This window comes from Xanthomonas sp. DAR 34887 (assembly GCF_041245805.1).
GTDB classification, from domain to species: Bacteria; Pseudomonadota; Gammaproteobacteria; order Xanthomonadales; family Xanthomonadaceae; genus Xanthomonas_A; species Xanthomonas_A tesorieronis.
Genome location: NZ_CP162490.1, coordinates 3,938,927 through 3,965,394, shown reverse-complemented (window position 1 = coordinate 3,965,394; position 26,468 = coordinate 3,938,927). Strand labels below are relative to the sequence as shown.

Annotated in this window: 28 protein-coding genes and 3 tRNA genes; 12 read left to right on the top strand and 19 right to left on the bottom strand. The window is 62.2% G+C overall.

Annotated elements, in window-relative coordinates:
• Positions 1-31: 31 nt before the first annotated feature.
• Together phoB and AB3X08_RS16790 are read right to left on the bottom strand one after the other, a co-directional pair.
• Entirely contained in the window at positions 32-721 is a 690-nt protein-coding gene (gene phoB, locus AB3X08_RS16795; RefSeq protein WP_184411667.1) for a phosphate regulon transcriptional regulator PhoB, read from the bottom strand.
• A gap of 84 nt (positions 722-805) precedes the next feature.
• Entirely contained in the window at positions 806-2,449 is a 1,644-nt protein-coding gene (locus tag AB3X08_RS16790; protein WP_369933949.1) for a M48 family metalloprotease, read from the bottom strand.
• Between the two features lie 155 nt (positions 2,450-2,604).
• Between AB3X08_RS16790 and grxC the strand changes: the two genes are divergently transcribed.
• The 3 genes from grxC (at position 2,605) to AB3X08_RS16775 (ending at position 4,514) form a co-directional block, all read left to right on the top strand.
• On the top strand, positions 2,605-2,916 hold the full coding sequence (gene grxC, locus AB3X08_RS16785) for a glutaredoxin 3 (RefSeq protein WP_369933948.1): 312 nt from the start codon (positions 2,605-2,607) through the stop codon (positions 2,914-2,916).
• On the top strand, positions 2,913-3,326 hold the full coding sequence (locus AB3X08_RS16780) for a carboxymuconolactone decarboxylase family protein (protein ID WP_369933947.1): 414 nt from the start codon (positions 2,913-2,915) through the stop codon (positions 3,324-3,326). Before grxC ends, AB3X08_RS16780 begins: the two co-directional genes overlap by 4 nt.
• Positions 3,327-3,506: 180 nt before the next feature.
• Positions 3,507-4,514, top strand: coding sequence for an isocitrate dehydrogenase (locus AB3X08_RS16775; RefSeq protein WP_184411663.1), 1,008 nt, complete (start codon positions 3,507-3,509; stop codon positions 4,512-4,514).
• Between the two features lie 126 nt (positions 4,515-4,640).
• Here the strand turns inward: AB3X08_RS16775 and AB3X08_RS16770 are convergent, their stop codons facing one another.
• Positions 4,641-5,417 carry a Bax inhibitor-1/YccA family membrane protein gene (locus AB3X08_RS16770; RefSeq protein WP_369933946.1) on the bottom strand — a complete coding sequence of 259 codons (777 nt, stop codon included), beginning with the start codon at positions 5,415-5,417 and terminating at the stop codon, positions 4,641-4,643.
• A gap of 154 nt (positions 5,418-5,571) precedes the next feature.
• Here AB3X08_RS16770 and AB3X08_RS16765 point away from each other — a divergent pair.
• From AB3X08_RS16765 to AB3X08_RS16755, 3 genes are all read left to right on the top strand, one after another.
• Positions 5,572-5,648: transfer RNA gene (locus AB3X08_RS16765), tRNA-Pro, on the top strand.
• A gap of 44 nt (positions 5,649-5,692) precedes the next feature.
• Positions 5,693-5,769, top strand: a tRNA-Arg gene (locus tag AB3X08_RS16760).
• A 36-nt stretch (positions 5,770-5,805) separates the two neighbouring features.
• Positions 5,806-5,882, top strand: a tRNA-His gene (locus AB3X08_RS16755).
• 36 nt (positions 5,883-5,918) lie between these two features.
• On the opposite strand, the gene AB3X08_RS16750 is transcribed toward AB3X08_RS16755, so the two are convergent.
• The 3 genes from AB3X08_RS16750 to AB3X08_RS16740 all read right to left on the bottom strand — a co-directional run bounded on the left by AB3X08_RS16750 (position 5,919) and on the right by AB3X08_RS16740 (position 8,143).
• Positions 5,919-7,181, bottom strand: coding sequence for a tyrosine-type recombinase/integrase (locus AB3X08_RS16750; RefSeq protein WP_369933945.1), 1,263 nt, complete (start codon positions 7,179-7,181; stop codon positions 5,919-5,921).
• Positions 7,182-7,192: 11 nt separating this feature from the next.
• A complete protein-coding gene (locus AB3X08_RS16745) occupies positions 7,193-7,579 on the bottom strand; it encodes a hypothetical protein (RefSeq protein ID WP_369933944.1) in 387 nt (128 codons plus the stop codon).
• A 429-nt stretch (positions 7,580-8,008) separates the two neighbouring features.
• The gene (locus AB3X08_RS16740) at positions 8,009-8,143 is read right to left on the bottom strand and encodes a hypothetical protein (RefSeq protein WP_369933943.1); all 135 of its coding nucleotides are present in this window, start codon (positions 8,141-8,143) and stop codon (positions 8,009-8,011) included.
• A 133-nt stretch (positions 8,144-8,276) separates the two neighbouring features.
• Between AB3X08_RS16740 and AB3X08_RS16735 the strand changes: the two genes are divergently transcribed.
• Positions 8,277-8,603 (top strand): hypothetical protein, encoded by a 327-nt coding sequence (locus AB3X08_RS16735; protein ID WP_369933942.1) that lies wholly within the window; start codon positions 8,277-8,279, stop codon positions 8,601-8,603.
• On the opposite strand, the gene AB3X08_RS16730 is transcribed toward AB3X08_RS16735, so the two are convergent.
• Entirely contained in the window at positions 8,600-8,863 is a 264-nt protein-coding gene (locus AB3X08_RS16730) for a hypothetical protein (RefSeq protein ID WP_369933941.1), read from the bottom strand. The two genes, AB3X08_RS16735 and AB3X08_RS16730, sit on opposite strands and share 4 nt — an antisense overlap.
• 629 nt (positions 8,864-9,492) lie before the next feature.
• On the opposite strand from AB3X08_RS16730, the gene AB3X08_RS16725 reads away from it, so the two are divergent.
• The 3 genes from AB3X08_RS16725 (at position 9,493) to AB3X08_RS16715 (ending at position 11,306) form a co-directional block, all read left to right on the top strand.
• Positions 9,493-9,825: a helix-turn-helix domain-containing protein gene (locus AB3X08_RS16725; protein ID WP_369933940.1), complete on the top strand. Its 333-nt coding sequence runs from the start codon at positions 9,493-9,495 to the stop codon at positions 9,823-9,825.
• The gene (locus AB3X08_RS16720) at positions 9,722-10,693 is read left to right on the top strand and encodes a reverse transcriptase family protein (protein ID WP_369933939.1); all 972 of its coding nucleotides are present in this window, start codon (positions 9,722-9,724) and stop codon (positions 10,691-10,693) included. Before AB3X08_RS16725 ends, AB3X08_RS16720 begins: the two co-directional genes overlap by 104 nt.
• Positions 10,694-10,775: 82 nt before the next feature.
• On the top strand, positions 10,776-11,306 hold the full coding sequence (locus AB3X08_RS16715) for a hypothetical protein (RefSeq protein WP_369933938.1): 531 nt from the start codon (positions 10,776-10,778) through the stop codon (positions 11,304-11,306).
• Here AB3X08_RS16715 and AB3X08_RS16710 read toward each other — a convergent pair.
• Positions 11,288-11,920 carry an antirestriction protein ArdA gene (locus AB3X08_RS16710; RefSeq protein ID WP_369933937.1) on the bottom strand — a complete coding sequence of 211 codons (633 nt, stop codon included), beginning with the start codon at positions 11,918-11,920 and terminating at the stop codon, positions 11,288-11,290. The genes AB3X08_RS16715 and AB3X08_RS16710 overlap by 19 nt on opposite strands.
• Before the next feature lie 119 nt (positions 11,921-12,039).
• Here AB3X08_RS16710 and AB3X08_RS16705 point away from each other — a divergent pair, with 119 nt between their 5' ends.
• Positions 12,040-12,213, top strand: coding sequence for a hypothetical protein (locus AB3X08_RS16705; protein ID WP_369933936.1), 174 nt, complete (start codon positions 12,040-12,042; stop codon positions 12,211-12,213).
• Between the two features lie 74 nt (positions 12,214-12,287).
• On the opposite strand, the gene AB3X08_RS16700 is transcribed toward AB3X08_RS16705, so the two are convergent.
• Positions 12,288-12,431: a hypothetical protein gene (locus tag AB3X08_RS16700; protein ID WP_369933935.1), complete on the bottom strand. Its 144-nt coding sequence runs from the start codon at positions 12,429-12,431 to the stop codon at positions 12,288-12,290.
• A 14-nt stretch (positions 12,432-12,445) separates the two neighbouring features.
• On the bottom strand, positions 12,446-12,766 hold the full coding sequence (locus AB3X08_RS16695; RefSeq protein WP_369933934.1) for a hypothetical protein: 321 nt from the start codon (positions 12,764-12,766) through the stop codon (positions 12,446-12,448).
• A gap of 1,469 nt (positions 12,767-14,235) precedes the next feature.
• Between AB3X08_RS16695 and AB3X08_RS16690 the strand changes: the two genes are divergently transcribed.
• Complete coding sequence (locus AB3X08_RS16690; RefSeq protein ID WP_369933933.1) at positions 14,236-14,508, top strand: hypothetical protein; 273 nt, start codon at positions 14,236-14,238, stop codon at positions 14,506-14,508.
• 399 nt (positions 14,509-14,907) lie between these two features.
• Here AB3X08_RS16690 and AB3X08_RS16685 read toward each other — a convergent pair whose 3' ends face one another.
• From AB3X08_RS16685 to AB3X08_RS16645, 9 genes are all read right to left on the bottom strand, one after another.
• Positions 14,908-15,381, bottom strand: coding sequence for a hypothetical protein (locus tag AB3X08_RS16685; RefSeq protein ID WP_369933932.1), 474 nt, complete (start codon positions 15,379-15,381; stop codon positions 14,908-14,910).
• 370 nt (positions 15,382-15,751) lie between these two features.
• Positions 15,752-16,201: a lysozyme gene (locus AB3X08_RS16680; RefSeq protein ID WP_369933931.1), complete on the bottom strand. Its 450-nt coding sequence runs from the start codon at positions 16,199-16,201 to the stop codon at positions 15,752-15,754.
• 6 nt (positions 16,202-16,207) lie between these two features.
• A complete protein-coding gene (terL, locus tag AB3X08_RS16675) occupies positions 16,208-17,887 on the bottom strand; it encodes a phage terminase large subunit (protein ID WP_369933930.1) in 1,680 nt (559 codons plus the stop codon).
• On the bottom strand, positions 17,887-18,132 hold the full coding sequence (locus AB3X08_RS16670; protein ID WP_369933929.1) for a hypothetical protein: 246 nt from the start codon (positions 18,130-18,132) through the stop codon (positions 17,887-17,889). Before AB3X08_RS16670 ends, terL begins: the two co-directional genes overlap by 1 nt.
• Entirely contained in the window at positions 18,129-18,401 is a 273-nt protein-coding gene (locus AB3X08_RS16665) for a hypothetical protein (RefSeq protein WP_369933928.1), read from the bottom strand. Before AB3X08_RS16665 ends, AB3X08_RS16670 begins: the two co-directional genes overlap by 4 nt.
• A gap of 13 nt (positions 18,402-18,414) precedes the next feature.
• Entirely contained in the window at positions 18,415-18,879 is a 465-nt protein-coding gene (locus AB3X08_RS16660) for a hypothetical protein (protein ID WP_369933927.1), read from the bottom strand.
• Positions 18,880-20,805, bottom strand: coding sequence for a pyocin knob domain-containing protein (locus AB3X08_RS16655; protein WP_369933926.1), 1,926 nt, complete (start codon positions 20,803-20,805; stop codon positions 18,880-18,882).
• 14 nt (positions 20,806-20,819) lie between these two features.
• Entirely contained in the window at positions 20,820-22,844 is a 2,025-nt protein-coding gene (locus AB3X08_RS16650) for a phage tail fiber protein (protein WP_369933925.1), read from the bottom strand.
• Between the two features lie 5 nt (positions 22,845-22,849).
• On the bottom strand, positions 22,850-26,467 hold the full coding sequence (locus AB3X08_RS16645; protein ID WP_369933924.1) for a hypothetical protein: 3,618 nt from the start codon (positions 26,465-26,467) through the stop codon (positions 22,850-22,852).
• Between the last annotated feature and the right edge of the window lies 1 nt (position 26,468).

The following is a 26,468-nucleotide window of genomic DNA, read 5'->3' as shown; positions in this document are numbered from 1 at the left end:
GTCCGCCGTTTATAGCAGGCGACGGCGACAGTCAGATGGACGAGGAGAAGCGGTAGCCGGAACCGCGCACCGTCTGCACCATGTTCTCCACCGCGAACGGCTCCAGGGTCTTGCGCAGCCGGCGGATGTGCACGTCGATGGTGCGCTCCTCGACATAGACGCTGCCGCCCCAGACGTGGTCGAGCAGCTGCGCGCGGCTGTAGACGCGCTCGGGGTGGGTCATGAAGAAGTGCAGCAGGCGGTATTCGGTGGGGCCGATCGGCACCGGCGCGTCGCCGGCGAACACCCGGTGCGCGGCGCCATCGATGCGCAGGGTGCCGACCGAGACGCTGCCGTCCTCGTCGTCGTCGCGGGTACGGCGCATCACCGCGCGGATCCGCGCCAGCAGCTCGCGGGCGGAGAACGGCTTGACCACGTAGTCGTCGACGCCGGCTTCCAGGCCGCCGACGCGGTCGTTTTCCTCGCCGCGCGCGGTGAGCATGATGATCGGCACCTCGCGGGTCATCGCGTCCTTGCGCCAGCGCCGGGCCAGTTCCAGGCCGCTGGTGCCGGGCAGCATCCAGTCGAGCAGGATCAGGTCGGGAACGCGGTCGGCGATGGAGGTCTGCGCTTCCCGCGCGTCGCCGGCGTGAACCGGTTCGAAGTCGCCCTTGCGCAGGGCGAACGCCACCATGTCGCGGATGGCGGGTTCGTCGTCGACGATCAGGATGCGTTTCTGCACGACGGCACCGTAGGGACTGGGGAGGAGAGGTCGCCAGTAGACTACGGTTTTATTACTATTCGATGACTGCCGCCACATGGCGTTTCAGCGTTGTTTCACATCCGGATCCTGCACCCCCTGGCGGCGCAGTTCCAGCACCGTCGGGGTGATCGCGGCAATGCGCGCATCGATGCGTGCGCGCGCCACGTAATCGAGGTCGTCGCGCTTCTTCAGATTGTTCAACTGGATCAGCGCCTGCTCCGGACGCCCGTTCAGGTAGGCGGCCTCGGCATAGGCTTCGCCGGCGCGGTTGCCGTCGCCGGCCAGCTCGCAGGCGCGGGCGAAGGTGCGCTGGAACACCGGATCGTCGGCGGCCGCGCTCAGTAGCGGGCGCAATACCGCCTGCGCGCGCTGTCCGGCGGCCCGGCCGCCTTGCTCGTTCAGCGCGGTGGCATAGGTCAGCGCCACCGCGCGGTTGCTCGGCAGGCGCTTGAGCAGGGCGTCGAAGCGCTGGTTGGCCTGCTGGCTGCGGCCGTTGCGCGATTCGGCCTCGGCCACCGCCAGGCTCAGCCACCAGCTGTCCGGGTGCGCCTTCAGCAGGTCTTCCAGGGTCTGCATGCCGTCCTGCGGGCTGCCGCCGCCGCGCAGCTTGGCCAGCGCCAGGCCGTAGCGCTGGGCGTCGCTGAGGCCCTGCTTGCTGCCCTGGCGCAGGCCCTCGTACTCGCGGACCGCATCGGCCGGAGTGTTGGCGCTGAGCACGCGCAGGCGCTCGCGGGCCCAGTCGAACTGGCCGCTGGCGCCGCGCGAATAGGTCTCGAACGGCAGTTGCAGGCGCCCGGGCAGCAACGGATTGCTGGGCGCGCCCAGCGGCTGGCTCAGCGACACGTCGTTGGGATCGACCCGTTCCTGCAGGGTGCCGCCGGGCACGCTGGTGGTCAGGGTCACCGTGTTCTTCTTCATCTGTTCGGCGCGCTGCCGCGCCTCGCTGATGCGGGTGGTGGTGACCGGGTGGGTCATCAGGTAATCGGGGGTGCTGTAGCCGCCCTGGTTGCCGCGCATCGCCAGCGACATGCGCTCGAAGAAGCCGGCCATCGCGTCCACGTCGTAGCCGCTGCGCGCCAGGGTGCGGATGCCCAGGCGGTCGGCCTCCGATTCGTTGGAGCGGGTGTAGTCGATCTGGCGCTGCTGCATCAGCCCCAGGCCGCTGGCGATCGCCGCCTGGGTGGCGTCGCCGCTGGAGCGACCGCCGGCCTGCTGCGCGGCGACCACCGCGGCGAGCATGCCGAGCAGGATCGGCACCTGGTCGCGCTGCGCCCGTTCCACCCCGCGCAGCACGTGCTGCTGGGTGATGTGCGCGATCTCGTGCGACAGCACCGCGGCGACCTCGTCCTCGCGCTCGGCGGTCAGCACCAGCCCGGCGTTGACCGCGACGTAGCCGCCCAGCGTGGCGAAGGCGTTGATCTGGCGGTCGCGCAGCATGAAGAACGTGTATTTCTGCTGCGGCTGGTCGCTGTTGGCGCCGAGCCGGGTGCCCATGGTCTGCAGCCAGTCGTCGATCAGCGGATCTTCGAGCACGTAGTCGTAGTTGCGCAGCTCGGCCAGCATCATCTTACCGTATTCGGCCTGGCGCGCCGGGGTCAGCAGCTCGCCGGCCGAGGAGCCGATGTCCGGCAGCTTGTTCTCCTGCGCCGGCGCGATGGCGGCGGCGGTAGCCAGGGTGATCGCGAAGGCAAGCGGCAGCGGGCGCAAGTGAGGCTCCAGGGCAGGGCAGGGCGCCGCGGCGGCGGCGGGTGAATCCAGGGTGGTTGAACCGGGGTGATCTGCAGTGTTGCGGCAGCGGACTCGAAAATCCACCTGGCCGCTACCATAGTGGCTTGGACCCCATTTCTTGCCCGGAGTTTCCCGTGGACACCCAACCTACCGATGACGGCCAGGCCGGCGGCCCGCCGATCACCCTGTATTCCACCGCGGTCTGCCCGTACTGCGTGGCGGCCAAGAACTTCCTGAAGAGCAAGGGCCGCAGCTGGACCGAAGTGCGCATCGACCTGGACCCGGCCGAGCGCGAGAAGATGGTGGCGCTGGCGCGCCGCACCAGCGTGCCGCAGATCTTCGTCGGCGACACCCATGTCGGCGGCTACGACGACATGATGGCGCTGCACCGCGCCGGCAAGCTGCAGCCGCTGCTCGATGGCCAGGCGCCCGAGGCGCAGGCATGAGCGCAGCGCAGGCGGGCGGCGAGGGCGGCGACGGCCAAGACCGGGTGCGCGAGTTCACCGAGTTCCGCCAGCGCATGAACCAGCGCATCCTGGCCGAGCCGAATCAGGTGGTGCGGCGCTTCTTCGCCCTGGACACCCAGACCTACCAGGCCGGCGCGCTGGACGTGAAGACCAAGGAGCTGCTCGGCCTGGTGGCCTCGCTGGTGCTGCGCTGCGACGACTGCATCAGCTACCACGTTGCCCAGTGCAAGGAGGCCGGGGTGCAGCGCGACGAGTTCTTCGAGACCTTCTCGGTGGGACTGGTGGTCGGCGGCTCGATCGTGATCCCGCACCTGCGGCGGGCGGTGGACTTCCTCGACAAGCTCGAGGAGGGCGCCGCCGCTGCGCCGGCCGAGCACGCGCACGGCTGAAGCAAGGCCGGGCGGATCGGCCTGGTGCGCGCCGCCTGCGGGCGGCGCGCTGCGTTTTGCGCCTGCCTGGTTTTGGGGGCCTTCACCGGCTTCGGGCATAATTACTGGTGAAACCTCCTTGCGCCTGCAGCCCGGGCTTCCGGTCGGCGCGCTCCCCCTCTGTACGGAAACCCCAATCCTATGACGCAGACAATCACGGTCATTCGTGGCGATGGCATCGGCCCCGAGATCATGGATGCCACGCTGTTCGTGCTCGACGCGCTGAACGCCGGCCTCACCTACGAGTACGCCGACGCCGGCCTGGTCGCCCTGGAGAAGCACGGCGACCTGTTGCCGGCCGCGACCCTGGATTCGATCCGCAAGAACAAGATCGCGCTGAAGAGCCCGCTGACCACGCCGGTCGGCGAGGGCTTCAGCTCCATCAACGTGGCCATGCGCCGCCAGTTCGACCTGTACGCCAACGTGCGTCCGGCCAAGTCGTTCCCGAACACCAAGTCGCGCTTTGGCGCCGGCGTGGACCTGATCACCGTGCGCGAGAACACCGAAGGCGCCTACCTGAGCGAAGGCCAGGAAGTGTCGGCCGACGGCGAGACCGCGGTGTCGATGGCCAAGGTGACCCGCAAGGGTTCCGAGCGCATCGTCCGCTACGCGTTCGACCTGGCGCGCGCGACCGGCCGCAAGAAGGTCACCGCGGTGCACAAGGCCAACATCATCAAATCCACCTCGGGCCTGTTCCTGAAGGTGGCGCGCGAAGTGGCCGCGAACTACCCGGAGATCGAGTTCCAGGAAATGATCGTGGACAACGCCTGCATGCAGCTGGTGATGCGCCCGGAGCAGTTCGACGTCATCGTCACCACCAACCTGTTCGGCGACATCCTGTCGGACCTGTGCGCTGGCTTGGTCGGCGGCCTGGGTCTGGCGCCGGGCGCCAACATCGGCGTCGACGCGGCGATCTTCGAAGCCGTGCACGGCTCGGCCCCGGACATCGCCGGGCAGGGCAAGGCCAACCCGTGCGCGCTGCTGCTGGGCGCGGCGCAGTTGCTGGACCACGTCGGCCAGCCGCAGAACGCCGAGCGCCTGCGCAACGCCATCGTCGCCACCCTGGAAGCCAAGGACGGGCTGACCCCGGACCTGGGCGGCAGCGGCAACACCATGGGCTTCGCCAAGGCCATCGCCAGCCGCCTCTGAGCGCAGCGACGACCGCAGCAACGAAAAAGGGCGCCTCGCGGCGCCCTTTTTCGTTCTTCAGACTTCGATCGGCAACCGAAGAGTCGGGCTTTTACGATTCCCCAATCCCGATTCCCGACTCCCGGCTCAATTGCGCGACTGCAACTTCGACAGCAAGCGCAGGAACTCGATGTACAGCCACACCAGGGTGACCATCAGCCCGAACGCGCCGTACCACTCCATGTACTTGGGCGCGCCCTGTTCCACGCCGCTCTCGATGAAGTCGAAGTCCAGCACCAGGTTCAGCGCCGCCACCACCACCACAAACAGGCTGAACAGGATGCCGACCGTGCCGGACGCGTGGATGTAGGGGATCTGGATATTGAAGAACCCGAGCACGATGGTGGCTAGGTACACCAGCGCAATGCCGCCGGTGGCCGCCACCACGCCCAGCTTGAAGTTCTCGGTAGCCTTGATCATGCCGCTGCGGTAGGCGAACAGCAGCGCGAACAGGGTGCCGAAGGTCAGCAGCACCGCCTGCAGCACGATGCCGTTGAAGCGGTGTTCGTACAGCGCCGAGATCGACCCGAGGAAGAAGCCTTCCACCAGCGCGTACAGCGGCGCGGTGATCGGCGCCCAGGTCTTCTTGAAGGTGGTGATCAGCGCCAGGATGAAACCGCCGATGGCGCCGCCCAGCACATAGCCGATGATGCCCGGTGCGATCACTTCGTTGCCGGCGCCGTCGACCGAGATCGACTGGCTCCAGGCGAACACGGCGGTCAGTACGGTCAGCAGCAGCAAGGCGCCGGTCTTGTGGATGGTGCCGTTCAGCGTCATCGCCTCGCCGTCGCGCGAGACCACTGCGCCGCTACCGAGGTCGAGGAAGGTGGATTCCTTCAAAGCGGGGTTGCCGCTGCGGATCATGCTGTTTCTCCCTGTAAAAAAGACGATTGGCCCGTGTCGGCCACAAGCGGCGAGCATAGCGCAGGCGCCGGTAACGCGATGTGCCGTTGACACCGGGCCGCGAGGTTCCCACAATAGCCGACCTTTCCGGCCTCGGCCGCGAGGGATGTTCCGCCGGGGTATAGCGCAGTCTGGTAGCGCGCCTGCTTTGGGAGCAGGATGTCGGGGGTTCGAATCCCTCTACCCCGACCAATCCGATGTCCAACGGCGGAGAGGAATGCGACAATCCGGCCCGGGCGCCCGTAGCTCAACCGGATAGAGCACCGGCCTTCTAAGCCGGCGGTTACAGGTTCGATTCCTGTCGGGCGCGCCACACCGGCGCCGGACAGGGTGTTGCAAGAGTTCAATGGTGGCTGTAGCTCAGCTGGTTAGAGTACTGGATTGTGATTCCAGATGTCGGGGGTTCGAGTCCCCTCAGCCACCCCATTTCTTCTCTTACTTCTCATTGAAAACGGAATGTTTTCAATGAGTTGTTTGCTCAATATCCCTTTTTAGGGATATGTTGCTGTCCTGGATTGTTCCCGGATTAGGGATTGGTGACGCTCCATTCCATCCCTCCTGCAGCGCGCTCAGTGCTCGCACTTTCGTTTCCACCAAGACCTTCGCGTAGATGGCCGCAGTGGTCTCGATCTTTGTGTGGCCGAGCCACTCCTGAACCAGCTTCAGATCGCCTGTGCGGGCCAGCAAGCGCGTCGCACAGGTGTGGCGTAGGCAGTGGGGCACACACTCCGCCTCGCCCTTCAGGTCGGTTTTGGCTTTCGCCATCTTCCACAGTTCGGTACCGCGGCCGCGGCGAAGCTCCGAGAACGGGCCGTCTCCCTTGAGGGCCTTTCGGCGTTTCAGGATTCGGACAACCCGGTCGGTACAGGGGATGGTGCGCACGCGGCCTCCCTTCTGCTCGCCCTTGCGCCAAAACTTGACGCCCACAACGCCGGGCTGCAGCTCCCAGTCGATGTCCCGCCAACGTACCTTGAGGGCCTGGCCGGAGCGGCAGCCGATGTCGGCGAGGAAGGTGAAGTAGTCCACGTAGCCGGCGGCGTCGCGCACGACAGGGTTGCCGCCCTTGGGACCGTCCTCGCGCTCGTCGAGGCGGGCGACGGCGGTGAAGAGCGTCCTCTCGTCCTCGGCGGTCAGCACGAACTGGCGGGCGTTGCCGTCCTCCTTGAAGGGCTTCCACTTGGGGAGGTCGCTGGGATACTGCTTGTGGGCCTTGGCATAGGCCAGGACGTGCATGAGGGCAAACAGCTTGCGGTTCACCGTGGCTTCCGCGTTTTCGACCTCGTTGAGGAGGAAGTCGGCGTAGTCGTCAATCTTGTCCTGGTCAATGAAGGCGACCGGAGTGTCGAAGCCCAGATACTCCTGAGCCTTCTTGCAGTTGATCTTGTAGGTCTCCACCGAATCGGCGCGACCCCAACCACCCTCTCCGCGGTCGCGGATGCAGGTGTCGCAAGCTTCTTTCAGTGTCCAGGCGCGCGCTTCATTGCGGCGCTCCTGGATGGCTGCGAGCCGCTCGCCACGTACGATGCGCTTCAGCTCCAGCTTGGTGACGTTGGGGTCGTCCCGGAGGGCGTCAAGAACCGCTTGTTCCCTGCGCTCAGCAAGCACTCGGTCGCGCGTGCCGGCGGAGATGCGAGGTCGCCGTAGGCCGACCTGCACGTCGATCAAGTAATAGCGGCGGTCGGCCTCCCCTTCGCGAGGAGCCTTGCCTTTGAGGCGAAGCGGCATTGAATCTCCATTTATGCAGATGCCGCGCGTGCGGCGCGCTTTTGAAGCGCCTTGTTTACGCGGTCGGTTAGGCTGGTCAGATACTGCTGGCCCTTCGGAGTCACGAAGAGCAAGTTGCGGCGCCGGTTGGCCGGGTCAGGTAGTTGCGACAAGTAGCCGAGGCTCGGATTGCCATACCTGTCGTACTCGCTCCAGTCCATGACGTGACGCGAGGCAGAGGAGGTGCTGAGGTCCTTCACGTGCTTGCCGATGTCAGCCTGTTGTAGTCCAGGGTGCTCGTAGGCAGTGGTGAGGCACAGCAACTTAGTCGCAAGAAGATCAGTGTCCACGTCGTGACGAAGTTCCTCCAAGGCGACGTGCAGAATGTGGACAAGTTCGTCAGTTGTCAGGGCAGTCATGTGGCGGTCCAGTGTCAGTTAGTTGGGCGCCACCCCGTTGTGGCGCTTAAGGGTTGTATCCCTCAATTGCGATAATAAACGATCCCACGCCGAAATAGACGCGGTCAGCGTCTAGGCGATCCCGCCAAAACCCTTTCTGGTTCGGAGTTGCGGGGATTACTGAGATTCTGGTCTTTCCGGCAAGGAGTGCTTGCAGCGTCTTGAGATACTTCACTAGTGCCTTTCTCAACGTTCAGTTTAGGGCTATGTCCCGAATTCGGGCGAATTTCTATGCGGCGTCACCGTTGGAGCTGTACGTTGGTCAAGCACCCCTCAACACTGCTGCAAGCAGGGCGCCCACAAGCAGCCCTACACCACCGATCAGGAAGCCTAGGAAGATCGCTTTCACAGCCAAAATCCCCAATTCTTGGGCCAAGCGGTCGATGAGCCTCACAGCTCCTCCTCCTCCTCGTCGTACTGGTCGCGGGGCACGGCCCGCTGATGGGCACTGAAGCGCCCCGTCATCTCACAGAAAAAGACGAGCGGGCGGCCTAGGGAATCAAAGATCAGGATCGTTGCGGACATGGCTTCCTTTCGCGGGCGAGTGCGGCACGGCATCAGTCGCATTCGGCAGTGAGATTTTGTGGGGCGTCGGTCGCACCAGCTGAGACGGGCGGCCGGCTCAATAGGGCTTAAATTAAGATGCCTACTTCTCTATATGACTGATTACAAAGAGAAATATCAGATGCCGTCGGACTTCGACTGGTACTTCTACGAGTCGTTCGGGCAGCACCATCTGCGGATAGGCCAGCAGATCGTCGCCATGGTTACAAAGCGTGTTCCAGGCGACTGGGGGGTCTCCGTTAACCGGCAGCGCGGTTTGGAGTACAGAAACCCGTACGGTCGGGCAAAGACGTACACGATTGCCTGCAAGTTCGCCGAGCGGTGGGCTATCACGAACCAGAGCCGGCTGCGGGCGGAGATCGCGTGGCAGGCAGACTCCGCCAATGGCCCTCCGCTGATGTCACAGCGGGGGCGTCGCTAGGGTAGGTTCGCCTCGGCGGCGTATGCGATACAGGCGCTGCCATCGGCGCGCGCGAACCTTCGTGTTCCTTCGCCCAGAAGATCCACGAGTTCGATCAGCATGTCCTGGGCGTACTTGCGCGCCGACTCCTTTGGATCGCCCCCGACATCCCTCAGGAGGTCTATCAAGAACTCAGCTTCCGTTTCGGACAGAAGTAGCTGATACACAACTTCAGTGACTGCGGTCGAGCGCGGAACACTGATCCTCATTGCGGTTGACATAGGCAAGACTCTATTTATGGCGAGTGCCAGGAATGCCTGGCGACCAGATGATGAATGATATATTAACGAAGAAGCTTCGCTATTTGCGAATTTTTTCCGCCTGAGCTATAGTGTCTCTACGGTACTGAAAAGGGTCGCATCGCTACCCTCGCAAAAAGTGGATCGAAAGATCTGTGGAAGCTGAAAAGCTTCTAACCGTTCCCGCCCTCCCGTTGACCGGAGAGTCGGGTAGCCGATGATCCATGCGCGTCGTGACGGGATACGTGACGACGAGCGAGGGGCTCGTCGTCACGTTGGAAGGAAGGTGAGGTGCGCTGTCTGACCCGACTCTGGGTTAGCGAGGGCGAGTTCTGGGATGTCCCAGGACCGTAACTCGGAGTTAACAGCATGGCTAAAAAAACTAGTACCCGACAGCACACCTGGCGTTATCGTTCTCTCAAAGTAGTAAAGGCAGCCCTTCGGAACAAGCTTGTATATCAATGTTCCATGTGGTCTTTGGCTCTTCTTAGGTTCATTATGGATCTTGTGAAGCTGCTTCGAGATGACTTTTAACGCACGCCTTCTCTTTTAAAAGTTTGGAGAAGACCATGATTGAGAGAGCCTTGCGGCTAACGCGAGAATTTCACCGAATGAAGCAGGTGGAGCTTGCTCGGAGGCTTAATATTTCCACCTCGTATCTAAATGAGATTGAGCACGGGAAAAAAGCGCCGTCTTTGGCGCTTCTGGACGAGTACTCCAAGATTTTTAAGGTTCCTGCTTCAACTTTTTTGTTGTTTAAAGAACGAGCTGGCGGTGTGGAAGCACAGGAAAACGCCCACGCCAAGCGACTACTAAAATTCTTTGAGTGGGTTAGCGCTGATGAGGACGAATCAGATGCCGAAGAATCGGAAGCGGCGCCCGCCCAGGCTGGAGAAGCCAAAGAAGCAGTATTCACTCGATCAGTGCGGGCTGTACGCAATTAAAGGCAAAGGGCAGCTGCTTAGTCGATTAAAAGTATCGGCTGAGGAGCTGCTTGAGCTTTGTCGAAAGCCTGGCGCGTACAAAGTATGGAACAATGACGGAAGGCTCGTGCAGGAGGCGTGCCCCGCGCTGAGGCGGGTTCACGCACGTATCGCGACTCTTCTGCGCCGTATAACGCCGCCAAACTATCGGCATTCTGGCGTTAGGCGGCGCTCGTTTTTAACGAATGCTCAGGAGCATCTAGCTCCTTTCCCGACCCTCAAGCTAGACATAAAATCTTTCTACCCGTCTACCACCGCGTCCCATGTATGGCGCTTTTTTTCTCAAGTTATGCAGTGCTCGGACGATATTGCAAAAATACTGGCCGAGGTGTGCTGCTACCACGGCCGGCACGTCCCTACCGGTGGCGTTCATAGCGAAGTGCTTTCCTTTTATTGCCATAAGCCGATGTTGGATCTGCTGTACGATCGGGTAACGCAACGCGGTGGAAAAATGACTGTCTATGTTGACGACATAGTCATAACTATGCCCAACGCGTCTCTAACTGATTTGGAATGGGTGAGGCGCCTGATGAAGCAGTTTGGCCTCACTATGCATTGCCGAAAATCCCGAGTGATACGTGCGTCAGAGGAGAAGTTCATAACCGGAGTTTCTGTGTTGAATGGACGCGTTTCGGCGCCCGCCGGACAGCACAAGATGGTTAAAGAGCTATATCAAGCAATAGGTTCTGCAGATCCGTCCGAAGTTGATCCTGCCAACATTAGGAGCTTGCAGGGCCACTTGGATCACATCGCACAGATTGAGCCAGGATACCAAGGCAAAGCCCGCGGCAACCGCATGCGATATCTAGACGTTCTTGTTCAACCGTAACTGGACCGCTAGTGCATTGGACACGTTGCGCGCTGTCTTGTTGGGCGGCCGTTGATTCAGTTGTTTGTAATGGGAAAGGTTGATGCTAGATTTTTTGGAGTTTATGAAGGCCAGCCTTGGGCCAGGCGTGGCGGCACTCGGCGTAGCCGTCGCAGTGGCACAGTGGCATACGAATGACGTAAAACTTAGACTTGATTCGTATGACCGTAGGCTTCGGGTTTACAAGGCTACTGTCGCGATGCTTGAGTGTTTAATGGAGGAGATACGTGCGCGAAGGGGGCCGCCACACCGTGACAGAAATGACAAGCCGGAAGGACAGTACCAAGAGCTTCCTGAAAAGGTTGTGGCCACGTTTGAAGACTGCTTGTTGGAGGCTCCATTTCTCTTCGATGAAGACGTTACGCGCTTCATGCAGTTGGTAAAAATGGATCACGACCACATTCGGATGTATGCAAAGAGTTTGGTCGGAATATCGCAGGCCGATGCTTACGCAAGCTCTCAAGGGTCTAGTTTCGAAGCGCTGCGCGACAGTGAGGGGCGCATCAAGCGGGCGAATCGTAATGTCAAGACTGCATTCCAGCGCCACCTGAAACTTCAAAGGTTCCAGAAATAGTGCCCATCGCTTTCGAAAGCTCCACCAGATACCCTCATATCCCGGCCATAAGATTCATAATCGAAGTAGCGCGCAAAGTTTTCAGGTACCTCGCTTAGCAGCCCAGACTCCTCCACGAAGTGCTCAGCCATATCCGCCCAGCTCTTGAACTCGCCGATGTACCGCTCGCGGAATGTCTCGACACTCGGCTCCTCCTCGACCTCCGCGAAGGCATCGAAGGCTTCCCGCTCGTCGTCGGTCAGATCCTCCAGCTCCTCCAGCCGATCGATCAGCTTGGCTAAGTCAGGCCATTCGGTGTCCCGGAAGCCGGCCGGCAGGTCCTCGCTGTCGTGTACAGCCCACTCCTCGGCGCTGGGAACCTTGCCGGTGCCCTTGCAGGTTTCGCAGGTGACAACAGTAATCGGGTTCGTCGAGCCGTCGCTCACCAGCGAACCCTCTCCGTCGCACTCGGGACATTCAACGGTCACGTTTGGATACGGCGACTCGCGCAACATCGCAGCAATCTCACCCTGCACGTCGTCCAGGTTGGCGCCGTCCAGGTCGATCCAGCGGCCATGCAGGCGGCCGTTGTTGTAGGAGGCCAGGCAGGCCAAGTAGATGCGGGGGGCGGTCATGCAGAATCCCTCAGAGCTTCGTGGTACACCCGCAGGGCACTCAGCACTGCGGCGGCGGAGTTCATCCGTTGACGGTGCTTCCATTCCTGCCCACTGGCGCAGCGCAGTAGCAGCGCAGAATGATGCTCGATATCCGCCGTGTACTGATCTATGTCGCGGTCGATGATGCGTTTTTGCGCGTCCATTGCTTTCTCCGGACAACAAAAAGCCGCCTCAAGGGCGGCTCAGGTGATTTAGGATTTTTCTTACAGCAGCGCAAGGCGTTCGCCGCTATGGCGAGCCAGGCGTGCTAGCTAGAGTTTCACCACCAGACACCGGGGCCTATGGCAGCCCGCCCGGTGGGGCGCTAGGGCAGCGCCCGTGCTGGTTAGGTGAACAGCTTGATGACCGCGGCAACGGCCGCAAACAGCGCCGTGGTGACCACCATCGGATACCAGCGAGTCTCAAGCATGAGCTTGTCGGATTCGCGGTTGAGCTTGCGCACTTCGGCGCGCAGTTTGGTCAGCTTCAAGGCGTCCTCCTCGTTCATGGTGCGTGCGCTTCAATGATAGACCACACCATGTCGTCTAGCTCGCCGGAATCGGACCAGTCGCTGAAGAGGTCCGCGCCGTTCCCCCAGATGAGCCAGACGCGCCCGAAGATTGACCCGTCAGGGTTCCGCAGGGTCAGGCGGTCTTCGTCAGTGGACGCCAGGGCCTCTAGCACCTCTGTCCTGTCGTTCGACCTGCTGACCACCAACTCTCCACCGTCGAAGACGGACACCAGCAGCCCCTCGGCTAACGCCCGGTCCACCAGCGCAGTCGCCAGCGTGCGCTCCAGGGGCGCAGCGTATTTATCAATGCTCATTCCATGCTCCGTATGGCCGCCAGCTGCGGCGGCCGTTGTGTCCGAAAGGGCCATTTGGTATCCCGGCCGCCCAGTGCCGGCGCCCGATCTTCTGCCGTTCCTCCTGCGCGATAGGACAGCCATCCTTCATTCCTCGATTGGGGATATATCCCTAAATAGGGATAATTCAGACAAAGCTTCGGTGCGGCCAATGCTCGTGCGGTAGCAAGCGAGTTCCCAGCGCACGGTGTTCATAACGTCTTCGTTCGGGATTTCGTATGCGATTGCGTCGAGCACTCCCGCGTCTCCTCTGATTGAATCAAGCCGATCAAACCCCCGATGCGATCAGAGGCTTGATCGGCCAGACTCCCCACGTTGTGGGAATATCTGGCCGTGCCAGTTTTCTATGCAGTGCGCCCCAATTCTCCCTTGCCATATTCATCCCCTCGACGTTGCCCCGGATGCGTCTGTCCGGCGTCGCTGGGGCGGAGATTGGTTACCGGCCCTTAGCTGCATGTGCCGCACCGTGTTTAAAGCCCCGTGCAAGGGCGGCCCCGATCATTGGATCGGGTACCCGAAGCGCTACTACAGCGCTTCGCTTCCTCCCGGTTAGGGCGCTTTGCAGCACTCCCAAGGCCCGGTTGATGCTGGTCCGTTGTTGCCGAACCGTGGGACATATCCTACTTAGGGATTGTCCCGGTGTCAATATATATCCCCATATAGGGATAATGAACCGACAAGAGCGCCCCCGAACCGTGCGGCCTCTTCGCCGCCGTGGCCCTCGTGGTTTCCGCTGGGGCCTTTCGGCTAGTCCTGCGGTTCCTTTCGGTGGCCGCCCCGGTAGCGCTATGCACGGGCCGGGGCCGGTTGTATCGGATCGCTTCCCCTAGCGCCGCACTTGGCGGCTCGTGGTTCAGCCCGGCGGTAACGCTGCCGGTGGAAATAAGGTAATACAATCCCTAATGTGGGTCAAGTCCCTATTTAGGGATATTTTGAAGAGTGTGGGACTTGTCACAGTGCCAGGCGCGTGGGAGTCGATCCCATAGACAGCGCGCGCGCGCGTGGGAATGTCGGCACGGCCGGCGCACTACAAGGAGGCACGGGCGGTACTCGGCGTGCGTCCAGGGCGGAGCGCGCGGGCAGAGTGCCGGCAGTGGTCCGGAAGGTGTGCTGCCAGTGGTCGGCAGGTGCCGTGCGAGCAAAACGACAGATAGGCAAGGACAGGCGCGCAAACATGCAAAGCGCATCGAATGCGCCGAGTGTGCGCAGGCAGTGCGCCAAGTGGTGGCGAATGGATAGGGAATCCATCGCGAGGCGTGGCAAATCAGGTGTTTAGCGCGGCAGGTGCCACTTCAGGTGACGCGCAGTGCTCGGGAAGAGGCCAGCCGCGGTGCTGGCGGTGTGTGGCCGGCCCCCCGGAGGGGGATCAGCGCGACGTTTCGGAGTCAGATACCCTTACGGAAATTCCCGACAAACATTTGGTGGGCGATATGAGCGATAACGAGCTGTTGAAGATGGTGGCTTCACTCGAAGGACGTGCTAATGCGCTTTCCGGCGCGCTCCAAGCGATTCTGAGCACCGCAGACGATGTCACGTTGCAGATGGTAGAGAAGGTCCTAGCAACCGGAGCGCAGGCAGCTGCGGCGACTACCCCGCTTGTCGGTGAAACCTACGGGCTTGCTCACGCTGACGGCTACCAGAGGGAGGCCCACTCGATAACCAGCATCGTGGAGACCATCAGGACAGGCCGCGGGGCTGTCTAATCCACAACCGCACGTAGTGATGTGGCGTTTTTAGGGCGCCTTCGGAACACATACCACCCAGGCGGTGACTGCGTCAGGCAGCTCGCCGTCTCCGGGGTGGGCGCTCGTGGGGCCTTCGCAGGTAAACGTGTCGCCAACGACGATAGTTCGACTGCGGTCAGCAGTCACCATCAGACCCTTGGGGGCCGCGGGAGGCAGCGGAGGAGGGGATTGAACGCACCCGGCCAGAATGGAGAAGGTCAGGACTGCGGGGCAATGCTTGAGAAACACGAGTGGATAGCCTAAAGGGGAACTACAGTGCTCTTTAGGTTAACCGCCGCGGCCTGTTGTGATAAGCACCTTCAGCAGCGGCACGTCCATGTGCCTCGGCTGGGGAACTCTGGCTAGCTTTGCTTCGGCTTAGGTGCCCGGAGTAGGGCAAGACTTCACATTCACTCCGTGGTACGCCTGAAGTGCCCAAGTGCCGTTGCCGTTTTTGTCAGTGACCCACACGAAGGTCCAAGACTCCTGCTGCTTATTGATGCAGGAACTTACCGTAATTGAATCACCGGCTTGCCCCCCAGGTGGTAGGGAGGTAATTGGCGGATTTGAGCCGATACCACTGGCGGTCGCACGGTCCGGCTGCAGAATCGTCTTGGTGACTGTAACGGTGCCCAACCGATCCACGTCGCCGAGCGGCAACTTGCTATCGCGGCTGTAGTGCTGCTTCATCCAAACTTTAAGAGCGCTCAGCTCGGGAGAACCGGCTTGAAAAGTCGTGGTGGAGGAGGTGATGACCCAGTTTTCCTGCTGCGCAGATGCAGCGCCGGCAACAATGCTCAGACCGAAGACACATGCGAAGCTCAGCTTCTGAAGAAATACACGAGAAAGCATGGCAGTAATTTCCTTATTGTCGAATAGGCGGTCGGGTCATCCGAGCCGCGATTAAAACGCTACTCGCGTACCGCATGGGCTGCAATTGACGCAAATTGACAAATCGGATTTTGTCTACTAATTGACACATTGAGTTTGTCTACCAAGCGAACCATTGCGTGAGTTTTAGGAAAGTCGGCGAAGTGCTACGACCAAGCGATCACGTAGAAGCAGCGATATCGCATGGAACGTTACTCGCGCGCCAATGGCCGCGTGCAGTGCCATCAGAAAAGAGACAAAGGATGTCACCGAAAGTGAGCAACAAGTTGGTACAGAAGCTGTCCTAGCGCCAGCGCCAGTAAAGCCTCCAAGAGCAAGGTACGTAGGCGCCTCATTCGGAGGTCTTCCAAAGAGCTGACTCTGCCGCGCGGCGAACAACTAAGCCGGGAAGCACGACGAGCTGGCTCCTGACGGTGCCTTTGTTCCAGCGAGCGAGCTGCGCGGGGACGCATGCGTAGTCGCCTTGGTTGAGTCGGCGCACGAGCGTGGAGCCAGAGAACCGGGCCATGCCCACATTGAACGCGAAGGACACCAGTGCAGCCTCCTGCGGCGTTGTGAGAGGCACGCGGACGTACTTGCGGACGATGGCCGCGGCAGCGGCCAGGTCGGTCGCCAGCAGCGCCTCCGCGCGTTCCTGAGTGATCTTCAAGCCGGCGTAGACATCCTTACTGGTATGGCCGTAGCCGATGGTCCAGATACCAGCGGGGCAGAGGTAGGCGACAAGCCTGCAGCCCTCGCTCGTCTTCACGAGCGGGGCCGACAGTTGGGTTGCAGGGGTCATTGAATCCTAGAAGTTGTCGTAGAAGTTGGCTTCGTCCACAGCGCGGCCAGTGACGGCCTGGATGAAGTCGAGGTAGTCCTGGTCCTGCAGCTCCTCCGCCCGGCGCGATTCCTCGTCCTCGACATTGCGAGCGAGCTGATCGGCCCAATAGGCGAGCGCCATGGCGAGCGGCTCAACTCGGTCGTCGTGCTTTACAGCGCCACGGTCGCGGGTCATTCGAGAGAGCTGGTGGAACAATTGGTAGTGGTGGTTGTCCGCATCTGCGTCAGCACGGATCAGGGCCTTGTCCACGACCAGGCGATGCTGGTTGAGGACCGGCTCGACCGTGTCGCAGATGCGCCGCTCCTTCGCCGTGGTGTGGCGAATCTCCTCCAGGGAGCACGGGTAGATGCGCTTGAGCACCGGTTCGAACAGCCGGTTGAACATGCCGTCGCCGAAGTTCGACTCGACCAGGATGTGCTGGACCTTCTCGGCGCGCGCGATGTGCGCCAGGCCCTCCAGAGTCGTGGTGTCGTAGCCGCCCTTGAAGCCACCCGAGCGGCGCAGGTAGATCATGCCGCGGAGGATCTTCGTCACGCAGTAGCCGGTTTCGTCACTACCGCGACCGGAGGGGTCAACGGTCATGAGCGCTCCGGTGTACTCCTCCATTTCCGGCGCCAAGTACAGCGGCGAATGCCAGCGGTCGCCCGAGAAGCCCACTGAAGGCAGCTCCTCGATCACCTGTTGTTTGCCCGAAGCCCACACAACGCGGATCGGAGCAACGTCGCGATCCACGTCCATGACGATGAAGTCGCCCAGCTTGAGCGGGTACTTCTCGGCGTCGGACAGTGTGGTGTCGAGCATGAACTGCAGTGCGAAGCCCGAGCGGCCGTAGGACGCCTCGCGCTCCAGGAGGTCTGCTTCGTCGAAGCGGCGAGAGTCGGTGGGCATCCAGGCCACGCCTGGGTTCTCGTCGAACAACTCAGCGATCATCGGAGCCAGCAGTGCGCCGTAGGCGATGCGCTGCTTGAGGTCCTTCGGGAATCGCGCGGGCCAGATGCGGATGTCGTAGCCACGCGCAGGCAGCTTGTTGTAGAGCGACTCCTCAGTCTGCGGGGTGCCCAGGAAGATGACCTGGCCGCCCGGCTTCAGCACTGCATCGAACTCCTTGATGAGTTCGGCGAGCTTCTCTCGCTGCACGATGGTCTGCGAGTTCTTCACGACCTCGATGTCGTCGGGAATGATCGTGTTGGCGCGAGAGCCAGTGAGCTGGCCCGTGATGCCCACGGACTTCACCGATGGAGACTGGTCGGGCAACGCCGGGCCGACATCGAAGGCCAAGTTAGAGTTGCGCTGGTCGCTGCGCGGGCGCAGGTGGGACAGCGGCTCGAAGGTCTCGATGATCTGCTTTACGAACACTGAGAATGCGTCAGCACGCTCCTTGCTCGCGGACACGACCATGACCTTATGCTGCGGATCTTTCCACAGAAGCCAGCACACGTATCCAGCCGTCAGGAAGGACTTGCCGACGCCCCGGAACGCCTGAACCATCCGGCGCCTTGGCCCGTGCTGCAGATACGAACAGATGTCGTACTGGACGGGCGTCGGCGACGGGAGGTTCAGGTGCGCCCACAGGTCGAAGGCGAAGTTGCGGAAGTCTTCCCATGGGTGGATCGCGTGCAGGGAAGTGATCCCTGTCGGCTCCATCAGTGGTGCTTCAGGGCCTCAGCTGGGTTAAACGGGTGCTTGGTGACCGCATCGGCGACACGGGCGGTTGACGAGTCGGGAGTTGCGACAGAGTCGATCCCGTTGTCCTTGAGGAACTGGCGGGCCACGTTCAGCAGCGCGGCCAGGCCCTTGTCGCCAGCCTCCATGCCCTCGATGGTCTCGGACAGCTTGTCAGCGATGGCGCCGTGTAGGCGCTCCATCGAATCCTTGCTGGCCTTGCTCACTTCTTCATGTACCGGTTGAAGATGGCCTCCAAAGCGGAGGTGCCCAGCGAGGCGAACACGCAGGCAATGCCCACCTGTGCGACCAGCGAGATGCCGGGGATTGCAACGACGACGGCCGCGGCCGCGAGGCCAAGCCCGCCATGCAGTATTGCGCGGCCAATGACCTGGCGCGGCTTGAGGGGTGCATCGGACACCAGCATCTTTCCGATGCCGATGAGCGCCCCTACGGCACCGAGAGTGCCGAGGAGCGTCAGTTCGTCTTTGGTCAAGTTTTCCTTTGAGTTAGACAGCGTTGTAGTAGTTGAAGTTGGCGATGGCGTAGACCGTTACGGACGAGACGCCGTCGGAGATGGTGCAGCCGACAGTCACTGAGCCAGCTGCATTCAGCGTTGCGGTGGCGCTTACGGTGGCAGACGATCCGCTACCTGAGACAGAGGCGCCGGTAACGCCGGAGCTTCCAGCCACGAACCACGAGTAGCTGTAGTTTCCGTTTCCACCGCGCGCGCTTGCGGATGCGCTTGTGGACATGCCGCGCGTGCGCGGAGTTGAGGCAAGGCCGAGGTTGTAGCTGGTACTGGAAGCGCTCGCGGAGCCGGACACGGCCACGTAGGCGGTGAACACGGTCACCCAAGCGCCGCCCCACTTGAGGCGGATTGTGCTCGGGGTGATCCACTGTCCGCCCCACTTGAGGCGTACGGCGGAGGGCTGTCGCCAGCCTCCGCCCCACTTGAGGTTCCAGCCGCTCATTTACGGCTGAATCCAGAGGACACCATCGGAGCCGCCTGGGTCTGAAGTGGAGACAACTACCTCCGCCATCTGACGCCACGGCTGCCATGTGCCGCCTGCTTTGTGGCGTTTGTAGCGGCGCGGAGGAAACTCGGTAAACGAAACGACCTCTTGCTGAATCCAGTCTCCGTTGTGGACTGATACGTATCCAAGCCACCACGACGAGTTGTCGGGAGAGTTCGTCGAACCGGTAGCCATCCACACACCAGCCGTGACTGCCTGACTGTTCCAGTCCGAATGCTGGATTGCGCCGGTACCGTAGTAGCCAGTGTTGCCTGTGTGCTTCACCTCGTTTGAGTTATAGGTGAATCTGGAACCATCCCACCCTAGCGCCCCACCAGTGCCAAACTGGAGGAAGCCGACGTTGCCGTTGGTGGTGCTCTGAATAGCCGCTGTGTGGCCCTTACCCACGTCTACCAGCCGCGCGTCATCTCCCACTTGAACGAATGCGCCGTTACCTGATCCGCCTGCGATGAGGTTCGGTGCGGTGACGTTGCCGGTAAAGGAAGCTCCGGCCAGATCGGCTTTGGTTGCTGGGTTGAAGTTTCCGCCATGCCATACGGCCTGCGCATTGAACAGGAAGTTCGAGCCGCGGAAGCGGAGGGTGTCGAAGGCCGTGTTGCTGGGGGTGACCGCATCGATGGTCACGTTTCCATCGTCATTGCGGATAAGGAGGCGATTCTTCGTGTGGGCGTAGCTCAGCCCGGTATCTCCGCCCAGGCCGACCGTTCCTGTGAACGAGGCGCCCGCCAAGCTAGCCTTAGTGTTGAGTGCCGCTTGCTGTGCACTGGACACCGGCTTGCTGGTGTCGCTCGTGTTGTCCACGTTCGATAGCCCGACATCACCCTTGGTGTGCGTATGGGAACTTGGAGGAAATGTCGGGGGAATCCCGGAGAGGTCACTGGTCCATGCGGCCTTGTCCTTTGTCGCCATAGCGCCCAGTCCGCCAATGTCGCCGGAGGTGAGCGCGACAGCTCCTTGCTTGCCGGCTACGGAAGTGACCTGCTCGGTGTTGTCGATCTTGTCCCACGCCGATCCGTCGTAGACGATCTGGTCGCCGACGTTGTAGTTTTCGTCGGCTACTCGGCCGGCTACGCCTACTTTCCAGAAGTGACCCTTGACCGGCACTTGCGGGAAGCTCCCAGTGCTCGCATCCCAGCTCCCCATGTACACCAAGGAGCCGAGGACGGATGCCTGCGCCTGCGCTGCCCAGTGGCGTGCGCTGTATTCGCCGTCCTCGACAGGGATGCCTGGCGCATTGGTCGCCCATGAGCGCGACTTGTCGGTCCAGCCTTCGGCGGACCTCACAGCAGCGTCGGCTTGGTCCACCAGGGCGGAAGCCGCGTTCTCGGATGCCAGCGCCTTGCTGCGACTATCTGCTGCACGGGTGGCGTACTGGTCCGCGTCGTTTGCGCTAGCGGCCGATGCGTTTGCGGATGCTGCGGATGCGCTTGCGTGAGTGGCGGATGCGTCGGCATAGCTTGCCGACGCGCTTGCTGTGTCAGCAGAGGCGGTCGCGCTTGAGGCCGCCGCTGCACTGTGGCTGCCCGCCTCTTGAGCGCTTTCCGCCGAAGTGTCAGCGCTAGCCGCAGCATCTTGAGAGGACGCCTGGGCGCTTTCGGCATATAGCCTTGCATTGTTGGCGAAGTCCGAAGCCTGCGAAACCGAGCCAGTCAGGTCGTTCACCAGCTCCGCAACGTCGGCGGACAGCTGCAGGAAGGACGGTAGGGTGTGATCGACGCCAACCCCGTCAGTGACTGTGACTTCGCCTGCGGGTTGAGTCAGTAACGCGATCATCTGGTTCTCGCGTCGATTCCAGCGATCGACCAACTCCGAGATTCGCTGGGCGAGCACGGAATTGGAAACGTAGCCTGGTGTATCTGCCATTTGGTCCTTGTTGATTAGCGGAGGCCGACTGCGTAGCCGGTAACCTCCACGAGTTGGAAGTTGCTGAAGCGGCTCCCTGAGTCAGAGAGCACGATTCTGTAGCTCTGTGCTGCGCTTGTCGGAGAGTCCATCACGAGGTAGTGGAAGGTCTCGACCTGGTTACTTCGTAGGTAGAGGTTCTTAATCTTTAAGTCGATCCATGCATTTCCCACCTGACGTTGCAGCTTCGCGTATGCGCTGCAGGGATCGCCGTAGCCGTTGTTGCATACCAGCTCAAGAATGAGCATGGGGGCGTGGCTTTCTCCAAGGAGCACGGGAGCCTCTAGTGCCAACACAGGCGTAGCACCTGCGGCACCCTGGATGACTCCGGACCAACTGTAGGTCGAGTAGCGCTGGAAGTTGCCGATGATGTTCGGTGCGGAGACCCGGCCCTTGAATCCGGCGTTGCCCGCGCGGTCCACCCAAAACACAGCGTTGTTCTCGTTCTTGTCGCCAGCGCCCACCCATACCGGCCATGTGCCAACGTTGGACAGCTCTACGCGAAACTCGGCAGCATTGAGGACGTTGCCGTTCTCGTCCAGCGTGTGCGTTTTGAAGGTGCCGCCGTTGATCGTGCCTGCGTTGGCTGTAATGGCGGCCAGGGAGTTCACCCGAAGCTTGTCAGCGGTGATCGAGCCATCGACGACGAGTTGGCCGGTGATGCCCACGGTGCTCAGACCACCCACGGTGCCCACCACAAAGGGGAACTTGCGAGCCGCATAGCCGATGCTCGGCGTGGTGATGGCGAAGCGATCCGACTGGACCACGAAGTCCGAGCCGGTCGGCGTCGCGCTCAGGGCCAAGCCGGCCACGATGGGGTTGTTGATGTCGCCGCCGTTGATCCGCAGGGACCACGTGGCACCCCACTTCTGGTCGTTGGCGGTCACGTAGGCGGTGTACTGCTGCTGCAGGGCCGCGAAGGTGCCGTTGGCGAAAGCCGTGACCGATTCTGCAGCGATGCTGCGCGCCTCAGCCGGGGTGGCCTTGGTGTTTATCTGGTTCTTCACTGCCGCCGCGACGGAAGTACCGCTCGCGCCGACCGGCCCGTACTGGGCAGCAAAGAGCTGGCGCCACTCGGTGCTCGCCTGCGCATCGTCGGCGACGACCTCAAGGGCCTGGCTGGCGGCTGCGAGTGCGTCGTCGTGTGAGGCTAAGCGGCCTTCCGTAGTGGTCACTCGCGACTCGACGCCATTGACGATCACCTCGATGCTGTCCACCGCCTGGGCAACGGCCGTGCCGGTCTCAGTGGTGATCTGGGCATGCAAGTCGGTGATGGACTGCACCCGCGCTTCTGTCTCGGTTGCGATGGCGCGATTGACCTGCGAGAACTGCGCGGCGATGTCGGCGTCACTGCGGGTGATTCGCGCAAGCAGCGTGGTGATCTGCTCAGCCGTCACCTTGTCGCCGTCTTCAATCAGCGCGATGCGTGTGGTGGCTTCGGAGATGCGGTCACCGTAGTCGCGCTTCGTGTCGAAGAACTCGTTGGAGCGCAGCAGCTCCTCCATGATGAGTTCGGCGTTGGCGTCGATTTCCGGGATGCGCTCCTGCAGTACTTGATAGGCCGGCGACTGGACCACCTGGTCGATGATCGTCTGGATGTCGGGGACGTTGCCACCGCCTCCTCCAGGAATGCCGCTGCCTGGTAGTCCATGGCCGTCCAGGCCGAACTCGCGCATCTCCTGGTTGATGTAGAGAAGCTGACGAACAGCTGTGTTGAGCTGGGTTGCAGGAAGCTGTGCGGCGTCCTGGAAGTGGACGGCTTGGTCGTCGATGGGGGTGATGCGACGGAGGAGGACGCTGTAAGGCGTCTCCAGGTATTCGGACTGCTCAGGAATCACGACGGTGGTGGAGTTGATCCACGTGCCGAGAATCGTTCGGGGGGAGGCGGGGTCGCCTACCAGCACCCGCACGTGCTCCCGCTTGAGGTAGGGGAACGTGCAGGCAAAGCGCAGCGGCCCTCCCTCGTAGCTGTATGCCACGAAGGAGAGGCCGCGACTCATTTCAATCATTCAGTGTCCAAGCCAAAGAGGGATTTTGCGGTCCATGCGTTCTTGTCGTCCTCGCGCTCCTCGCGGCGTGCGGCAGACTCTTCCGTCCCGTCGCCGAGCCAGCCGCGCTCCTCAGCCTCCTTGAGAGCCATGCGTTGGATGTTCTGCCAGCCCGTGAGATTGGAGAACCACAGGAGCTTCGCGGCGTTCTCCAGCTCTTTTCGCGTCACTTCGCGGTCGTCGCGGAGCGCCTGCGCTGGCAGCGAAGCCGCAGCCACCAGCTTGTTTGCGAAGTCCACGACCGGGATACCGCCCACGACGTTCGTAGACAGGCCCGTAGATCGGGCGTTGGCGAATACCGGGTCTTCCCCCATGAGGGGCAGGGCGGTGTCAACAAGGGGCTGCACGATGCCGCCCCACGACGACTGCGATACTGCAGCTGCGGCGAAGTTCTTGTAGGTCATCAGCTCCTTCCGCTTCTCGGGATCGTCCATCGTGTTGAGGTAGGTACGTGCGGCCCACTGCAGCCCCGCGATGGAGCCGGACAGCATGACCATCTGGTACGTGTGCCAGTCCTGCCAGTGATAGGCAGAGTTCAGGAGGTGACGTTCGTAGCTGTAGGCCATGAAGGACCGGAACTGTGTCACCAGCTTTCCGCCTGCCGAGTGCATCAGCATGATGGAATCGCTGGCGTCGCCCTCCAGAACTTGCTGGCGCGTAACGCGGTACATGAAAGCGGCGATTCGCTCGCGGTCTGCCAGACCCAAGGTTGCCTCGGTGATGTCCTCGACCTTCTTGATGCCCTTGAGGGACGCGAACAGTGTGTCTTGCGTATCCTGGTCGAGGCCGTAGGAGCGCAACCGGCGCACCATGCCCTTCGAGAGCGGGCGTGCGTCGTTGGATAGCTGAAGCAGCTTCATCAGCGTGGCTCGGCCCGCGATGCGCTGCAGGGCCGTGTTCATCGGTGCCATGCCCGACATGACGCTGGTGAATCGCTGCGCCGTCATTGTCGTGTTCTCCATTGCCCGGCCGAAGCGGCTGTCGCCGTAGACGGAGGGCATGAAGGCGTCATCCTCCACGCGGAGGAAGGGCGGGTTCCGCAGATGCTCGGTGCCGGTCGCGATGAGGTCCTCAATGAAGCGAGCCTCGCCGGACTTGAGTTGTCCGTCCGCACCGCGGCGTAGGAAGTCCCCGATGAATGTGATCGACTTAGCGGTGTTCAGTAGCCCGGCGTGTGCGACAACTGGCCCCAGCTCAGTGAAGAGCGTGAAGCCGACTTGGTTCATCACCCGTAGGAACTGCGTGTCCCGGAGGGCACGCGACCAGCGCGAGAACGTGCTGTGCGGATTCTCTTCGGTAGTCCGGCCCATCACCGACTTGACGCCGATGTCGAGCATGCGGAGCGTGGTCTCGGGGTTGTCCCCGGCCTTGACTGCCTCCGTGCGTAGTAAGCCCTTCAGCGCATCCAGCTCCGCTTTGTTGCGGACGCCGCCCTTCTCGGCCAATGCCGACCAGCCGACCACCTCGCGGATGTGCGAGGAGATGACACGCGTGGCGTCGCTGTCGAGGAAGTCCGTGACCTTGAGGGTCACGTCGTCGCCGAAGCGGTTCTTGAATGCCATCTGCGTGTTTGGGTCGAAGCGGATGCGCTTCTTCGCGGCGCCGACCTTAGCGCCTTCCTGCATCTGCGCGGTGTAACGGCCCAGGACCGAAGCGATCTTCTCGGCACTCGCGCCAGCATCCCGCAGGGCCTCGGTCAGCTCTTCCACTGATTCGGTGTTGAGCGGCCGCAGGGGCGCGGAGGTTTCGCCGGTCACAAGCTGCGAGCCGCGTTTGATGAGGGCGCGCGCATACAGCTCTGCCAGCTCCTCGTCTACGCCGCCGTCGTCGGCCAAAGCCTTGGCCTGCCTCTTGGCGTGCAGCGTCTTCTGCTCGTGCTCCAGCGCGTCCTTCAGGCCGGCTTTGGCATTGTCCAGGCGCTCGTCGTGGCGCTGTAGCTTGCGTGTGGCGTCTTCAATGCGGCGCTGGGCAGCCTTGCGGCGACGCTCGCCCATCTTGCCGGGCATGTCCTTCAGGGCGTCCATTGCCTCTTCGGCGGACCGGACGGCCGCCTGGCGGTCCGCGGTCAGCGCGCCCAAGTCGTCTGCCTTCTCGCGCGCACGAAGCGCACGGTCCGAAGTCCCTTCGTAGTCGCCGGCAATTTCGTCGAACTTCTCCAGCTTGCTCGCGTCGCCGTTCTTCCGCATGTCGGCGATGATGGCCTGCTTATACAGCTCAACGCCCTGGTCTTCGCTCAGCCCCAGCTCTCCGAAGATGCGCTGGTACGCCTGCTTGGACTGGACCTGGGGGAAGTAGTCGAGGTTCTTGCTGCCGTGCTCCAGTACACCCGAGCGGACGCCGAGGTCGAACGTGGCGTCCAGCACAGGACGCAACGCGCTCGCTGCCTGGGTCACGGTTGGGTCGTCCGATTTTACGCCGCGGAGCGCGTCGGCCACCTTGCGGGACCACTCCATCTCGCCGCCGCGATCCCAGCGGGACAGGCCATTCGCCTTGCGGGCCTCAGTCCACGCCGCCTGGTAGCCGCGGTGCATCTGCGTCTCCAGGACCGAGCGGTTCAGCGCCGCGTACTCGCCGGCTGACTGCTTCACCGCGAGGTTTCGGTCGGTGTAGCCGACGCCATCTCGGAATAGCCAGCGGGATACGCCGCGTGCGGTCGAGTCCTTTAGATTGCCCATCTTGGCTGCCAGCGAGAGGCGGGCAGGAGCGAAGGCCGGCCGAATGCCCGCCTCGTCCACGCCCCGCGCGCGGTGCTCTTCCATTGCGTCAGAGAGATTGCGCTCGGAGATGCCCGGCACCGGGTTGTCTGCGATGCCGTCCACCTTGGCTGCGCCCATGCTCTGCGCTGAGCCGGTGATGTCGCGGCGCGCTAGATCCATCACCTTCTCAGGGTGTGCCCACTTCTCACCGCGATGTGCGCCGAGTGCGCCGCCGAGTACGAAGCCCGAGGCAGCCGAGAGGGCCACATCCGCGCCAGTGACCTCCGCGTCGAATTGTGAGTTTCCCAGCTCCATGACGGCGTTGGTACCGGCTGCGACCAAGCCTGCGCGAACGGCGTTTGCCATGCGCCCCGCGCGTGCGGCGCGAGAGAGGCCGCCGGTAGCAGCATCGGCCGCGAAGGCCACTGGGTCAGTGAAGCCTGCGGCCAGGTTCGCCGCCACGCCGAACTGGGACTGAGTTTCCTTCACCATCTCGTTTTGGAGGGCGAATTCTCGCAGCAGCTCGTAGTGCTCCTGTGATGTCGCGCGGCCGAAGAGTTCCCACTGACCAGGCGAGATGCCGTATGTCGCCATCTCTTCTTGGAAGTCGTCTGGAAGTTTCCAGTCCGGGTCGTACTTGGCGATATGATCTTCTTGCCAGCCGCGATGGAGGAAGCCGATGCCACCCTTAACCTGGGCAGCGCCGACCAGCTCCCCGAATTCCGCGCCGTCGCGGCGCTCTTCAGCAACACGCTCGGCTTCTTTACGGCGCATGTAGCGGGCGACGTGGCCGCCCTCGTTGCGGATATCCGCTTCGGCGACGACTTCATTGATGTCGCGCTTTTCGGGTACAGCGAGGTCGAAGATGCTGGTCGGCATT

Excerpts from the sequence above, each read along its gene's own strand:
- AB3X08_RS16650 (WP_369933925.1), bottom strand. The coding sequence starts at position 22,844 with ATGAGTCGCGGCCTCTCCTTCGTGGCATACAGCTACGAGGGAGGGCCG.
- AB3X08_RS16775 (WP_184411663.1), top strand. The coding sequence starts at position 3,507 with ATGACGCAGACAATCACGGTCATTCGTGGCGATGGCATCGGCCCCGAG.
- AB3X08_RS16730 (WP_369933941.1), bottom strand. The coding sequence starts at position 8,863 with ATGTCAACCGCAATGAGGATCAGTGTTCCGCGCTCGACCGCAGTCACT.
- AB3X08_RS16705 (WP_369933936.1), top strand. The coding sequence starts at position 12,040 with ATGATGCTCGATATCCGCCGTGTACTGATCTATGTCGCGGTCGATGAT.
- AB3X08_RS16685 (WP_369933932.1), bottom strand. The coding sequence starts at position 15,381 with ATGCTTTCTCGTGTATTTCTTCAGAAGCTGAGCTTCGCATGTGTCTTC.
- AB3X08_RS16725 (WP_369933940.1), top strand. The coding sequence starts at position 9,493 with ATGAAGCAGGTGGAGCTTGCTCGGAGGCTTAATATTTCCACCTCGTAT.
- AB3X08_RS16750 (WP_369933945.1), bottom strand. The coding sequence starts at position 7,181 with ATGCCGCTTCGCCTCAAAGGCAAGGCTCCTCGCGAAGGGGAGGCCGAC.
- AB3X08_RS16735 (WP_369933942.1), top strand. The coding sequence starts at position 8,277 with ATGACTGATTACAAAGAGAAATATCAGATGCCGTCGGACTTCGACTGG.
- AB3X08_RS16680 (WP_369933931.1), bottom strand. The coding sequence starts at position 16,201 with ATGACCCCTGCAACCCAACTGTCGGCCCCGCTCGTGAAGACGAGCGAG.
- terL (WP_369933930.1), bottom strand. The coding sequence starts at position 17,887 with ATGGAGCCGACAGGGATCACTTCCCTGCACGCGATCCACCCATGGGAA.
- AB3X08_RS16770 (WP_369933946.1), bottom strand. The coding sequence starts at position 5,417 with ATGATCCGCAGCGGCAACCCCGCTTTGAAGGAATCCACCTTCCTCGAC.
- AB3X08_RS16745 (WP_369933944.1), bottom strand. The coding sequence starts at position 7,579 with ATGACTGCCCTGACAACTGACGAACTTGTCCACATTCTGCACGTCGCC.
- AB3X08_RS16645 (WP_369933924.1), bottom strand. The coding sequence starts at position 26,467 with ATGCCGACCAGCATCTTCGACCTCGCTGTACCCGAAAAGCGCGACATC.
- AB3X08_RS16655 (WP_369933926.1), bottom strand. The coding sequence starts at position 20,805 with ATGGCAGATACACCAGGCTACGTTTCCAATTCCGTGCTCGCCCAGCGA.
- AB3X08_RS16740 (WP_369933943.1), bottom strand. The coding sequence starts at position 8,143 with ATGTCCGCAACGATCCTGATCTTTGATTCCCTAGGCCGCCCGCTCGTC.
- AB3X08_RS16660 (WP_369933927.1), bottom strand. The coding sequence starts at position 18,879 with ATGAGCGGCTGGAACCTCAAGTGGGGCGGAGGCTGGCGACAGCCCTCC.
- AB3X08_RS16720 (WP_369933939.1), top strand. The coding sequence starts at position 9,722 with ATGAGGACGAATCAGATGCCGAAGAATCGGAAGCGGCGCCCGCCCAGG.
- AB3X08_RS16710 (WP_369933937.1), bottom strand. The coding sequence starts at position 11,920 with ATGACCGCCCCCCGCATCTACTTGGCCTGCCTGGCCTCCTACAACAAC.
- AB3X08_RS16690 (WP_369933933.1), top strand. The coding sequence starts at position 14,236 with ATGAGCGATAACGAGCTGTTGAAGATGGTGGCTTCACTCGAAGGACGT.
- AB3X08_RS16695 (WP_369933934.1), bottom strand. The coding sequence starts at position 12,766 with ATGAGCATTGATAAATACGCTGCGCCCCTGGAGCGCACGCTGGCGACT.
- AB3X08_RS16780 (WP_369933947.1), top strand. The coding sequence starts at position 2,913 with ATGAGCGCAGCGCAGGCGGGCGGCGAGGGCGGCGACGGCCAAGACCGG.
- AB3X08_RS16715 (WP_369933938.1), top strand. The coding sequence starts at position 10,776 with ATGCTAGATTTTTTGGAGTTTATGAAGGCCAGCCTTGGGCCAGGCGTG.